The organism is Vibrio sp. B1ASS3 (assembly GCF_905175355.1).
Classification (GTDB): Bacteria; Pseudomonadota; Gammaproteobacteria; order Enterobacterales; family Vibrionaceae; genus Vibrio; species Vibrio owensii.
Map to the genome: position 1 here is coordinate 960310 of NZ_HG992742.1, position 13494 is coordinate 973803.

The following is a 13494-nucleotide window of genomic DNA, read 5'->3' on the forward strand; positions in this document are numbered from 1 at the left end:
CATGGAACATTACATCAGTCTGCTAGTTAAATCGATTTTCATCGAAAACATGGCACTGTCTTTCTTCCTAGGTATGTGTACTTTCCTTGCCGTATCTAAGAAAGTTAAGACCTCTTTCGGTCTAGGTGTTGCCGTTGTGGTAGTACTAACTATCGCGGTTCCTGTGAACAACCTAGTTTACAACCTAGTTTTGAAAGAGAACGCGTTAGTTGAGGGCGTAGACCTTAGCTTCCTAAACTTCATCACCTTCATCGGTGTAATTGCGGCACTTGTACAGATTCTGGAGATGGTTCTTGACCGTTTCTTCCCACCTTTGTACAACGCGCTAGGCATCTTCCTACCGCTGATCACAGTAAACTGTGCGATCTTCGGTGGTGTATCTTTCATGGTACAACGTGACTACAACTTTGCTGAATCTGTTGTTTACGGCTTCGGTTCTGGTGTGGGCTGGATGCTAGCAATCGTTGCTCTTGCAGGTATCCGTGAGAAGATGAAGTATTCAGACGTACCTCCTGGTCTACGTGGTCTAGGCATCACGTTCATCACTGTAGGTCTAATGGCGTTAGGCTTCATGTCTTTCTCTGGTGTTCAACTGTAAGTCGGGTAAACCGCAACAATTAAGGAATAGTCAATGGACATTATTCTTGGTGTAGTGATGTTTACTCTGATCGTACTTGCGCTAGTACTAGTGATTCTTTTCGCTAAGTCTAAGCTTGTACCAACAGGTGACATTACAATTTCTGTGAACGATGACCCTTCACTGGCGATCGTTACACAACCAGGTGGTAAGCTACTATCTGCGTTAGCTGGTGCTGGCGTATTCGTATCTTCTGCTTGTGGTGGCGGTGGCTCTTGTGGTCAGTGTCGCGTAAAAGTTAAATCAGGTGGTGGTGACATCCTACCTACCGAGCTTGACCACATTACTAAAGGTGAAGCACGTGAAGGTGAGCGTCTAGCATGTCAGGTTGCAATGAAAACTGACATGGACATCGAACTTCCTGAAGAAATCTTCGGCGTTAAGAAGTGGGAATGTACTGTTATCTCTAACGATAACAAAGCAACATTCATCAAAGAGCTTAAGCTACAAATCCCAGATGGCGAATCAGTACCTTTCCGTGCTGGTGGTTACATCCAGATTGAAGCGCCAGCTCACCACGTTAAATACGCTGATTTCGATGTACCTGAAGAATACCGTGAAGATTGGGACAAGTTTAACCTGTTCCGCTACGAGTCTAAGGTAAACGAAGAAACGATCCGCGCATACTCTATGGCTAACTACCCAGAAGAGCACGGTATCATCATGCTTAACGTGCGTATCGCTACGCCGCCGCCTAACAACCCAGACGTACCACCTGGCATCATGTCATCGTTCATCTGGTCTCTGAAAGAAGGCGACAAGTGTACGATTTCTGGTCCATTTGGTGAGTTCTTCGCGAAAGACACTGACGCTGAAATGGTATTCGTTGGTGGTGGTGCAGGTATGGCTCCAATGCGTTCTCATATCTTCGACCAGCTAAAACGTCTGCACTCTAAGCGTAAGATGTCATTCTGGTACGGCGCACGTTCTAAGCGTGAAATGTTCTACGTAGAAGACTTTGATGGCCTAGCGGCTGACAACGATAACTTCGTATGGCACTGTGCACTGTCTGACCCTATGCCAGAAGATAACTGGGATGGTTACACTGGCTTCATTCACAACGTTCTTTACGAGAACTACCTACGTGATCACGAAGCGCCAGAAGACTGTGAATACTACATGTGTGGTCCACCTATGATGAACGCTGCTGTAATCGGCATGCTAAAAGATCTAGGTGTAGAGGATGAAAACATCCTACTAGATGACTTCGGTGGTTAATCCCTCCAAGTGATTGAATCTATGGCTAGCTCTCTAAGAGCTAGCCATTATTTTTTGTAGAAAACACGACGATATTCAACAGTTGATATAGGAAATCGGTTTGTCTCAAGAGAACCCATTTTCCATATCAATTTAACGACAATAGGAGTAAACAAGTGAAAAAGTGGCTTGTTGCATTCGCTTCTCTATTGGTTTTGGCTGGCTGTGAAAAGTCTGCGGATCAAATTCATCTAAGTGGCCCAACAATGGGCACAACTTACAACATCAAATACATTCAGCAAGATGGCCTACCATCGCCTGAAGCGCTTCAGACAGAAATCGATCGTCTACTTGAAGAAGTGAACGATCAAATGTCGACGTACCGTGAAGATTCAGAGCTTAGCCGTTTTAATCAACACACAACGAGTGAGCCATTCGAGGTATCACCACAAACTGCAACAGTAGTGAAAGAAGCGATTCGTCTAAACGGTCTTACTTTAGGTGCACTAGACGTCACTGTTGGTCCTTTAGTTAACCTCTGGGGCTTTGGACCTGAAGCACGTCCAGATGTGGTTCCGACAGACGAAGAGCTAGCGGCTCGCAAAGCGAATACAGGTATCCATCATCTGTCTATTGAAGGCAATAAAATGTCTAAAGACATTCCAAACCTTTACGTTGATCTATCAACTATCGCAAAAGGGTGGGGTGTTGATGTGGTTGCGGATTACCTACAATCTGAAGGTATTCACAACTACATGGTAGAAGTTGGTGGTGAAATGCGTTTGAAAGGCATTAACCGTGAAGGTGTGCCGTGGCGTATTGCAATTGAAAAGCCAACCGTTGATGAGCGCTCAATTCAAGAAATTATTGAGCCGGGTGATATGGCAATTGCAACAAGCGGTGACTATCGTAATTACTTTGAGAGCAATGGTGTGCGATACTCTCACATCATTAACCCGCAAACAGGCAAACCAATCCATCATAAAGTGGTGTCTGTAACGGTACTGGATAAATCGTCGATGACGGCTGATGGTCTTGCAACTGGTCTAATGGTGCTAGGTGAAGACAAAGGCATGGAAATCGCGAACGAGAATAACATTCCTGTTTTCATGGTTGTGAAAACGGATGATGGTTTTAAAGAGCTGGCTTCGGAAGCATACAAGCCGTTCATGAAGAAATAACAACAGAAGTGAGCATGTCCTTATGAGTACATTTCTAATTACTTTTGCTGTCTTTGTTGCGGTGATTGCAGCGATGGCAGTAGGTTACATCTTCCAAAAGAAGGTTGTAAAAGGTAGCTGTGGTGGTCTTGGTGCAGTAGGCATCGAGAAAGTATGTAACTGCCCAGAACCATGTGATGCACGTAAAAAGCGTGAAGCCCGTGAAGCTGCGCGTGCTGAGAAGCTTGCAGCATGGGAAAAAGATCGCATTGCTTAATCGGCGATAACCAAAATAGAAAACCCAGCCTTGTCGCCTGTCTCTTATACACAAATCCCTAAGCTTGTAGCTTAGGGATTTTTTTGAACTCTTTCAAGTGTGTGCGATCTGATCACTTAAGAATCCTTACTGAAACACTAAGATGACACACTCAGACGCTAAACTTTGGGCGCAAGAACAATTTGGACAAGCACAACTTAAAGATCCTCGAAGAACACAACGCCTCATCAGTTTAGCGACTTCCATTGCTAATCAACCAGGAGTCTCCGTGGCTAAACTTCCTTTTTCTCCCGCCGATATGGAAGGCGCATATCGCTTTATCCGTAATGAAAACATCGATGCAAAAGACATCGCTGAAGCTGGCTTTCAATCAACCGTATCCCGAGCTAAAGAGCATGAAGAATTACTTGCGCTTGAAGATACAACAACGCTCAGTTTTCCTCATCGAAGTATAAAAGAAGAGCTCGGGCACACGAATCAAGGCAATAGAACCCGAGCTCTCCATGTACATTCGACGTTACTTTTTGCACCACAAAGTCAGACCATTGTTGGTCTTATCGAGCAACAACGATGGAGCCGAGATATTACTAAGCGTGGGCAAAAGCACCAACACGCGACTCGTCCTTACGAGGAGAAAGAGAGTTACAAATGGGAGCAAGCTTCTCGCCGTGTCGTTGAGCGCCTAGGGGATAAGATGTTAGATGTTATCTCGGTCTGTGACCGAGAAGCAGACCTATTCGAATACTTAACTTATAAACGTCAACATCAGCAGCGCTTTGTCGTTCGCTCAATGCAAAGTCGTTGTCTAGAAGAACACGCTCAAAAGCTTTACGACTATGCGCAAGCGTTACCAAGTGTCGAGACAAAGGAGCTTACCATCCCCCAAAAAGGAGGGAGAAAAGCGAGAGATGTAAAGCTTGACGTTAAATATGGTCAGGTGACATTAAAGGCTCCGGCAAACAAAAAAGAGCACGCAGGCATACCTGTTTATTATGTTGGTTGCCTTGAGCAAGGGGCATCAAAAGACAAGTTAGCATGGCACCTCTTGACGTCGGAGCCAATAAACAACGTTGAAGACGCCATGAGAATTATCGGTTATTACGAGCGTCGATGGCTGATTGAAGACTTCCATAAAGTCTGGAAAAGTGAAGGTACGGATGTGGAGTCACTAAGACTCCAAAGTAAAGGTAACTTAGAGAGGTTAAGTGTCATCTATGCCTTTGTTGCGACTCGTTTATTGGCGTTACGTTTCATTAAAGAAGTTGATGAGCTATCAACAGAAAGTTGTGAAAAGGCCTTGGGCACAAAAGCTTGGAAGCTGCTGTGGTTGAAACTAGAAAGCAAGACATTACCTAAAGAAGTACCCGATATGAGCTGGGCGTACAGAAATCTTGCTAAATTAGGCGGTTGGAAAGATACCAAGAGGACGGGCAGAGCTTCAATAAAGGCACTATGGGAAGGATGGTTTAAACTGCAAACCATCCTTGAAGGCTACGAGCTCGCAATGTCTCTTGATCACTAGACTTGTGATCAAGAGACAGGCCTTGTCGCTGGGTTTTGTTTTTTTGTAATCGAGAAACAGGGCGCTATTGATAGACAGTCTGGTTTCGACCACTTTCTTTCGCTTGATATAAACGGTCATCGGCCACTTTTATCTGTTGGTCTAGATTACCCTGTATATTTGACACGCCAACACTGATGGTCACTTGAATGTCTTCTTTCTGATGCGGAATAGGGGTTTTCTCTACCCTTTGGCGCATTTGCTCTAAACGAGTGACGAAATCATCATAGCTTCCACAAGCTTGAATACAGAATTCTTCCCCACCAAAGCGAGCGATGACGTCTTCAGGGAAGTAAATCTTTAGGATATTCGCTACCATCACCAGTGCGGCATCACCGCCATCATGCCCGTAGTTATCGTTGACCTTCTTGAAAAAGTCGATGTCCAGCATAGCGATATTGCGCTTCTCACAACCACCACAAGCTTGTCCAAACAAAAAGCGTCGGTTCCATAAACCAGTTAGAGCATCTTGGTTTGCCATTCTAAATAGCTCAGTGGTTGCTTCTTTCATGTCTAAGATTTGATGAACGCGGCAAAAGAATTCTTCTTGATTGAAAGGCTTATATAGAAAGTCATTCGCTCCAGCCTTAAGAAAACGTGCGGTCATGGTGTGATCGTCGCTTCCTGAGATGCCCAGTATGGCCAGTTGGTTCTTATCCAATTTCTGACGCAACTCGCGGATCATGGTAATACCATCTTTTACTGGCATATCGTGGTCAGTCAGTACCAAGGTGATATCTGGGTTTTGCTCGATCAACTCGATGGCTTGTTGGCCATTTTCAGCTTGCAACGCTTGGATGTACTGGTGCTCTAGCAATTGAACAACGTGGCGGCGAACCGTCATTGAATCGTCAACGACTAAACACTTGTGTCGCTGATTATTGGTCAATCGTTTGATCAGTGGAAGGAGGTACGAGACGGAAGCCATACTGTCTTTCAGAATGTAGTCCAACACGCCTTTCGCCAGCATTTTTTCACGAACATCATCTTGAAACATTGCTGTAAGCACGATGACTTTTTGTTGATGAGCTAAAGAAAGGTCGATGATTTCGCCTTCTTGGGCGTCAGGTAAGCAGTAATCTAATACCGCACACAACAGCTCTGGTTTAGCCGCTAAAATGGATTGAGCGTCCGCATAGCTCTCTGCAGCAAGTACCTCATAACCAGCCTGAGTTAAGATCTGTACGAGATAGTTTCTAAAGGCGCGACTGTCTTCGACGACCAGTATTTTATTACTCAAAGAAGTGTCCCTACTTTTTTAGTGTTATTTGAATCAATAATAACGAAATATGAATACATCGCTATTAAAAACTCCGACAAAAATTTCCAATATTGACTCCAGATAACAGTATTTCCAATACGTATATTTGCAGCTATACTGTTTTTTTGAACAGTGTGTTTGTGTGTAGAGCGTGATTGAGCGAGTAAGAAAAATTATTCACGTGGATATGGATTGTTTCTATGCGGCGGTAGAAATGCGAGACAATCCAAATTACCGTGGGATTGCGCTTGCAGTAGGTGGCCATGAGAAGCAAAGAGGTGTCATCAGTACGTGTAATTATGAAGCACGTAAGTTTGGTGTACGCAGTGCAATGCCAACCGCAAGAGCATTACAACTATGTCCGAACCTCCTCGTCGTTCCGGGACGCATGCACGTGTATAAACAAGTTTCTCAGCAGATTCGCGCCATCTTTGAACGATATACATCGCTGATTGAACCGCTTTCTCTTGATGAGGCTTATCTCGATGTGACCGACTCTACGGTATGTCGTGGTTCCGCGACCTTGATTGCGGAATCTATTCGTAATGATATCCGAAATGAGCTGGGAATTACTGCATCTGCAGGCATTGCTCCGATTAAGTTTCTTGCCAAAGTCGCCTCCGACATGAACAAACCCAATGGCCAGTTTGTGATTCCACCCGATAAAGTCCAAGAGGTGGTCGATAAATTGCCTTTGGAAAAGATTCCAGGTGTTGGCAAAGTTAGTTTAGAGAAACTCCATCAGGCTGGCTTCTATCTATGTGAAGACATAAAAAACAGTGATTACCGTGAACTATTGCGTCAGTTCGGCCGTCAAGGTGCTTCGCTTTGGAAACGCAGCCATGGTATTGATGATCGTGAAGTGGTAGTGGAGCGAGAACGCAAATCGGTTGGAGTAGAGCGAACCTTTAGCGAAAACATCTCGACTTACGACGAATGTTGGAAGGTGATTGAAGATAAGCTGTACCCTGAACTGGAGAGACGCTTAGAGAAAGCCAGCCCAGATAAATCGATCATCAAGCAGGGAATTAAGCTCAAGTTCGCCGACTTTCAGCTCACAACGATTGAGCACATCCACCCCCAATTGGAACTGGATGACTTCAAAGTTCTGTTAAGAGACATTCTTAAGCGTCAAAACGGCCGAGAGATACGCTTGTTAGGCTTGAGTGTGATGCTCAAGCCTGAAGAACAAGCACGGCAACTGAGTTTTTTCTAAGCTCGCGCTAATTCAACTTGCTTGAGTACGTGTTCAAAAGAGACATTCGCCATTGAACCATAGCCCCGAAGTTTACTGGCTTTGAGTTGAGTGATGATTGGCGTGCTAATACCACATAGGAATCGAGCTACGGCGGCATTACTAATCGCCGTTGGTGAAAGCTGAACAAACTCATCAACCCAAGCGGATAAATGTGCCAGTTCAGGTTGCTCTTGTTGTGGTTGAGGGAATGATGCGACTTGTCCACGACATACTGAGCAGTGACCACATTGCGTCGGTGCATTGTGATCAGCAAAGTAATGCGCTAATTGATAGCTCAAGCAGTCCGATGATTGGAACAGATTCAACATCGTATGAATTCGTTCAATGTCTTTTTGCTCTTTGGATTGGAACAGTTCAACCAAATGTTGAGAGGTCGCTTCTTGGTTTTGAGTTGCAGGGAGAACCGAATACACATCCGTGAGCTGTTTACTTTCTAATTCAATCCAACCGTTTTGGTGGAAGTAATCAAGCGCCGCAACCACACGGCTGCGCTCAGATTGATAGTTCATCCACAACGCTTCTAAATCCACTTGGCACCATACTTTCGCTTTGGTCGAGCAAGCAAAAATAGCTTCAATAAACTGGCGTCGTTCGCCTTGGAACTGATTGAGGATGAAAGACCGGTCTTGCAAAAACTTGAAGCGATATTCGGCGAAATAGCTGTATTTGGCTTCAATCACTTTTTCCAGCTCTAGGTAAACCAACAAGGTCTTCAGCGGCAGTTGGCGAATGTTACTGTCGCGAGATAAACGCAGTGCCATCACTTCCCACTGAGGCGTGTTCTCGCGAATTTGTTCCAGTACATAATTGATTGAGCTTGGCTCAGGCGTGTCGCCGTAAACAAAGTTCTCTAATACCGTTAGACCAGAGGTATTACCAAGAAGAATACATTCCGAACGTTGCCCATCACGTCCCGCTCGGCCAATTTCTTGTGCGTAGTTTTCGATAGATTTCGGTAAATCGAAGTGAATCACACGGCGAATATCGGATTTATCTACACCCATACCAAAGGCGATTGTGGCGACAATGCAGTCAATTTGCGAGTCCATGAATTGCTGTTGGATTTTCTCGCGAATGTCACTCTTCATTCCCGCGTGATAAGCGTGAGCATTGATACCTAAACGAATCAGTGAGTTAGCAACTTGCTCTGCGGTTTGCTGTTGAGTCACGTACACGATGCTTGGCAGTTTCGGTGCAGCAGCAATGATGTCGCTCAATTGAGTTAGCTTGTTTTCTTCTTCGCATGGAAGTACCGAAATATCAAGATTAGAGCGATAGAAACCGGTAACGGTAATGTTCTCGCCAGCGATATCAAACTTACTTTGCATGTCCTCGATAACTGCTGGCGTAGCGGTTGCAGTCAGCAAGAGGGTTTGAGGGATATTCAGTTCACGCTGGTATTGCGGCAGTTTAAGGTAGTCTGGACGGAAGTTATGACCCCACTCCGAGATACAGTGTGCTTCATCAACCACCATGAGAGAAAGTGGGATTTGACGAATGAACTCGCGAAAACGTTCGTTCTTGAGTCGCTCTACCGAGATCATCAAAATCTTGATATGCCCATTCTTCACGCCAGCCATCACCTGCTGGGTTTCTTCACGGCTTTGGCTACTGTCGATAGATGCCGCAGCAATGCCTCTGCTTTGTAAGAAACTAAGTTGGTCCTTCATCAGAGCGAGAAGTGGTGAAATCACCAACGTCAGATGTGGTAACTGAGTTGCGGGAAGCTGGTAACAAAGCGATTTCCCTGAGCCTGTTGGGAAGATGGCTGCGGCTGAGTGTCCGTTCATTACAGCTTCAATCACCGGTTGTTGGCCGGGTCTTAATGAGTCAAACCCGAATACGGATTGAAGCGTTTGCTGAAGCGAGTCACTTTGCATAATAGGGAAACCTTGGTTTGATGATAAACTGGGTTACATTAACACACCCTGAGTGCCAAACGCGCGCCCTAAAAGTATGAACAAAGTCGATTTAGTCCAAATAATCATTCAACAACTCGAAGATAAACTGCAAGTTGCTCATGCCTCGACTCAGAGAGCGATTGACGCCGCAACGGATGAAGAAACCGTGCCCGAGCATAAGTACGATACGCTAGCTTTAGAGGCTTCTTACCTCGCACATGGGCAAGCGATGCGCGTGCAAGAGAGTGAAGAAGAGCTTCGCCAGTACCGCACTCTTGTGTTGCGTGATTTTGTCGATGCTCGTATCGCGGTTGGTGCTTATGTGGAATTAGTGGACGAGAACGATGTTGAAAAAGCCTTCTTTATCGGCCCTTGCTCAGGCGGACTAACTGTCGAATGGCAAGGCAAAGAGGTGTTTGTTCTTACGCCGAAATCCCCCCTTGGTCGTGCTTTGATGGGGAAAGAAGAAGGGGAGGAAGTGGAGATGAAAATTGGCGATAAAACAACTTGTTATGAAGTCGTGACGATTTGCTGACATCCCACCCATAGGTGGCTGTTATAGTTAAACAGAATAACCATGAAAAAGAGAAAGTAATGAAGAAACTGCTCACGCTCTCCTTGTTGACTATCAGTGCCAGTGGCTACGCAGCTCAGTGTCGCGTTGATATTAACAACGAAGTTCGTATGGATGGTCAGAACTTAGAAATCGTACATGCTAATGGTGAAAAAGCGGTCGTCGATGAAGACAATAACCTGTTCATCAAAGGTGAAATGATCGAGCTAGACGATGATCAAAAAGCGGCAATTGAAAGTTACCGCGAGAAGATGAATGCTTATATTCCGCAAGCGAAACAGCTCGCGAGTGATGGCTTAGCGCTAGCAAATGACATCATCGATGATATCGCAGTAAGTCTTGATGCGCCTGACTCGTTTAATAACGTTAAGGTTGCGGTAAAGGATTTCTTTGCCGATGTAGAAGCCCGTTACTACAAAGACGGTGATTTTATTCTACCTGCTGACAGTTTTGACTCGATGACAGAGTCATGGTCACAAGACTTCGAAAAGGCACAAGAAATCTTTAACAAAGAATTCCTAACCAGCGCATTTGACGCTTTGTCTGCCAAGATGAAAGAAGACGGTGGTTTGAACTTAACTGCGCTGTCTGAAAGCATGACGGAACTGCAAGCCAAGGTACAAGAACGCTTAGCTGAGCATTCGAAAGACGTCGAAAAACAAGCGGAAGATTTGTGTGAATCACTGGATGATATGGCAGGTGAAGAACAAGATCTGCTGAAGAAGATCCCAGCATTAAAAGATTACCAAGTCTTTACGATTTAATTCGCGAAACACAAATAACAAAGAGCGCCTGTTATCGGCGCTCTTTTTACATGGGTACTATTTAGTCTCTATTCGAGTTATTCCGCATTCATCTGAGTTAGTTTATCGCCTACAGGTTTCGAGAAGTTGAAGCCATCGTGCTCATCCCAATTGATTGACCATGTCATCACGCCAGCGTAGTTCGGGTAGTTAAACGCTGGTTTCACTGTGCCACATGAAGTGCCTTTAGTCAGACAGTCTAGTGCGTCTAGAATGTTCTGTGTTGGCGCCTGACCTGAGTTAGCTGAGCTTGGACCTGATGGCAAGCCAATCGCCACTTGGTCATCACGCAGTGGCTCAAACATGGTGCCGTCTGCCAATTCAAAACCTTCAATCAGCATCTTAGATTGTGCCACCATCATATCCACTGATCCCTCTGGAGCCGAGCCAGACATGTATGGGTTTGGCAGGCCGCCGTTGTTGTATAACTGAACGTGTAGCAGGTCGAGTGTGCTGCGTGTTTCGTTAATAACAGGAATGTACGCGCCCCAAATGCCGCTATAAGCAATGTAGCCACCTTGTACGTAAGGGTGCTCAGGTGCCATGGTTAGGTACATATCGCCGCCCATGTTCTGCTCGATTTGCAACAAAGCACCACCTAAACGAGCTTGGATTTGCGAACCATGCAGCAGGTTAGAGCCACTTTCTAGGTCCACATCCAAACCATCGAAGCCCCATTCGGCAATCAATGCGGTCAGGCTCGATACGAAGTTTGCTTCATCTTGGTCTGTGTTTAGCGTGATTGTGCCTTCTGCGCCACCAAGAGACAGAACGAATTTCTTACCTTTAGCTTGCAGTGCTGCCATGTCTTGCTTGAATTGAGCTGGGTCTAGCGCAGGACAATCACTGTAGATGTCACCAGAATACAGGTTGAAGTGCACCGTACCATCGCTGTTACGGTCGTTTTCTGCAAACGCAATATCAATCACATCCCATGCATCAGACATGTCCGCGAGGCGGATAGGACAGCCTGCACCGTTCACGAAGTTGTGCCAGTAGCCAATCAACTTATGACGTTTCTCCGTTTGTTCAACAACGGTAATCGATGCCGCATCAGAAAGCGCGGTTGTACCTGCAAGGTCGGTGGCTTGAGCGCTTACCGTAAAGCTACCAATCGCGGCAGGTGTCCAGTTCGCGGAGTAAGGTGCCGTCGTGTCGGTTGCGACAATCGCACCGTTCACCATAAAGTCGACGTGTTTCACGCCAGAGGTTAGTGAGGTTGCATCTGCGCTTAGAACGAGATTTTTACCTAAACCGACGGTTTGACCTGCACTCGGTGACGTCAATGAAATCACCAAATCTTGGTCACTCACAGTCACGTTGACGACAGACTCGGACGTATTGTTATCGTTGTCTGTGGCAATGGCTTTTAGTTGATTCGCGCCAACTAGCGTTGCATTCCATAGAACGGAATATGGTGCTTGAGCAACCACACCTAAACTGGTGCCATTGGCGAAGAACTCCACTTGAGTCACATTACCGTCTGCATCGTTGGCATCCGCCGAGACTTCAACACTGTCACCTGCGAGCAAGACTTGTCCTTCGCTTGGTGCGGTGATAGCGACTTGAGGCGGTGTCGAACAGGCACCTAGCCCAGTCCACGCGTCCTGCCAGTACAAACCTTCACCCGGCTCATAAGCCCAGGCTGCATCAGAAGAACACCAGCCTGCAACATCACAGCGATATTTCTGGTTGAGATTAGAAACGAGTGCGCCTGCTTCATAGCGGTTACCAGCTACATAAGGCACAGCATCTGCACAGCCACCGGAGCTGGAATCGCTGACGACGAGCGAGACTTCTTGGCTCATAGTTGTCAGGTTTGAATCATCGGTTGCTTGCGCTTTGAAGGTATGAGTACCGACTGCCGCCGTCCAGACGTATTCATATGGAGCCGCAGTATCGACGGCAACGGATTGGTTGTTTATGAAGAACTCAACTTGAGTGACTAAACCATCGCTGTCTGCTGCATCGGCCGTTACCGAAATAGTGTCACCTACACTTGGTGTTTCTGTGCCTGTTGGGCTCGTTAGAGAAACGGTTGGAGGTGGTAGTTCGGTTTGCGGTTGAACGAAAATAGAAACGTTGGTTGTGGTTACCGCACCTTCGTTGTCGGTGGCGATTGCCGTTAACTGAGAGACGCCCTCAACTGCTGTCCAGTCAGCTTGGAAAGGGGATTGGGTAACAACAGCAACGGTCTGGTTACCAGCAAGAAATTCGACTTGAGCCACTTGGCCGTCTTCGTCAGCAGCGTTCGCTAACAAAGTGATTACGCTGCCTTCTGGGATCTGAGCGTTATCTGCAGGAGAGGAGAAAGATACCGTTGGAGGGAGGTTTGTACCGCCCCCATCACATTGACCAAGGCCTTTCCACGCTTCCCATGGGCCAGAGTTGTTTACCGGATCATTACCTTGTGTCCAATACGCAGCCTCATACGCAACGCCTTTGGTTTGCACTTGATCGCCAGAGTTATAGACGGTTGTGCTATCCCACGTTGATAAGTTTTGGCAGTTGTAGGCTTGAGCTTGATAGCTGACACTAAGAGCGGCTATCACTGCACCATGCAGTAGAGTGAACTTCATTTTTCTCTCCTTGAGTTACTCGATGTTCGTAAGAACATGAACAGATATAGTTAGATAACTAGTTGATAAATAGACCTCAGGAGAGAAATTCGAAGCGTTATGTTTCACTTTTCAACACGAAATCACGTTGAACTATTCGTACTTTACAACTCGGCTCATTATTTTTCGGCTCACTTCACGCTGATTTATAAATTCATCAAAAAGACAAAAAACGATACTTGGCGAATATGAGATGTACGTGGAAATTTACAAACTGAATGTCTGCTAATTGATCTGATTGTCGAGT

General features: G+C 45.9%; 11 protein-coding genes. 8 read left to right on the forward strand and 3 right to left on the reverse strand.

Annotated elements, in window-relative coordinates; genetic code table 11:
• The first annotated feature begins 1 nt into the window (after position 1).
• From nqrE to KJB05_RS04450, 5 genes are all read left to right on the forward strand, one after another.
• Entirely contained in the window at positions 2 to 598 is a 597-nt protein-coding gene (gene nqrE, locus KJB05_RS04430) for an NADH:ubiquinone reductase (Na(+)-transporting) subunit E (protein ID WP_005436652.1), read from the forward strand.
• Positions 599 to 631: 33 nt separating this feature from the next.
• Complete coding sequence (nqrF, locus tag KJB05_RS04435; protein WP_005436653.1) at positions 632 to 1855, forward strand: NADH:ubiquinone reductase (Na(+)-transporting) subunit F; 1224 nt, start codon at positions 632 to 634, stop codon at positions 1853 to 1855.
• A 155-nt stretch (positions 1856 to 2010) separates the two neighbouring features.
• The gene (locus tag KJB05_RS04440; RefSeq protein WP_005436654.1) at positions 2011 to 3015 is read left to right on the forward strand and encodes an FAD:protein FMN transferase; all 1005 of its coding nucleotides are present in this window, start codon (positions 2011 to 2013) and stop codon (positions 3013 to 3015) included.
• A gap of 22 nt (positions 3016 to 3037) precedes the next feature.
• Positions 3038 to 3271 carry a (Na+)-NQR maturation NqrM gene (nqrM, locus tag KJB05_RS04445; protein ID WP_005436655.1) on the forward strand — a complete coding sequence of 78 codons (234 nt, stop codon included), beginning with the start codon at positions 3038 to 3040 and terminating at the stop codon, positions 3269 to 3271.
• Positions 3272 to 3413: 142 nt separating this feature from the next.
• Entirely contained in the window at positions 3414 to 4793 is a 1380-nt protein-coding gene (locus KJB05_RS04450) for an IS4 family transposase (RefSeq protein ID WP_213053075.1), read from the forward strand.
• Between the two features lie 64 nt (positions 4794 to 4857).
• On the opposite strand, the gene KJB05_RS04455 is transcribed toward KJB05_RS04450, so the two are convergent.
• The gene (locus KJB05_RS04455) at positions 4858 to 6072 is read right to left on the reverse strand and encodes a diguanylate cyclase (protein WP_208446291.1); all 1215 of its coding nucleotides are present in this window, start codon (positions 6070 to 6072) and stop codon (positions 4858 to 4860) included.
• A 172-nt stretch (positions 6073 to 6244) separates the two neighbouring features.
• Between KJB05_RS04455 and dinB the strand changes: the two genes are divergently transcribed.
• Positions 6245 to 7309, forward strand: a complete 1065-nt coding sequence (dinB, locus tag KJB05_RS04460) for a DNA polymerase IV (RefSeq protein WP_005436657.1) — start codon at positions 6245 to 6247, stop codon at positions 7307 to 7309.
• On the opposite strand, the gene KJB05_RS04465 is transcribed toward dinB, so the two are convergent.
• Positions 7306 to 9231 carry a RecQ family ATP-dependent DNA helicase gene (locus KJB05_RS04465; RefSeq protein ID WP_208446290.1) on the reverse strand — a complete coding sequence of 642 codons (1926 nt, stop codon included), beginning with the start codon at positions 9229 to 9231 and terminating at the stop codon, positions 7306 to 7308. The two genes, dinB and KJB05_RS04465, sit on opposite strands and share 4 nt — an antisense overlap.
• A gap of 76 nt (positions 9232 to 9307) precedes the next feature.
• On the opposite strand from KJB05_RS04465, the gene KJB05_RS04470 reads away from it, so the two are divergent.
• Entirely contained in the window at positions 9308 to 9787 is a 480-nt protein-coding gene (locus KJB05_RS04470) for a GreA/GreB family elongation factor (protein ID WP_005436729.1), read from the forward strand.
• A 59-nt stretch (positions 9788 to 9846) separates the two neighbouring features.
• Positions 9847 to 10590 carry a YggN family protein gene (locus KJB05_RS04475; protein ID WP_005436731.1) on the forward strand — a complete coding sequence of 248 codons (744 nt, stop codon included), beginning with the start codon at positions 9847 to 9849 and terminating at the stop codon, positions 10588 to 10590.
• 77 nt (positions 10591 to 10667) lie between these two features.
• Here the strand turns inward: KJB05_RS04475 and KJB05_RS04480 are convergent, their stop codons facing one another.
• On the reverse strand, positions 10668 to 13208 hold the full coding sequence (locus tag KJB05_RS04480; protein ID WP_208446289.1) for an Ig-like domain-containing protein: 2541 nt from the start codon (positions 13206 to 13208) through the stop codon (positions 10668 to 10670).
• Between the last annotated feature and the right edge of the window lie 286 nt (positions 13209 to 13494).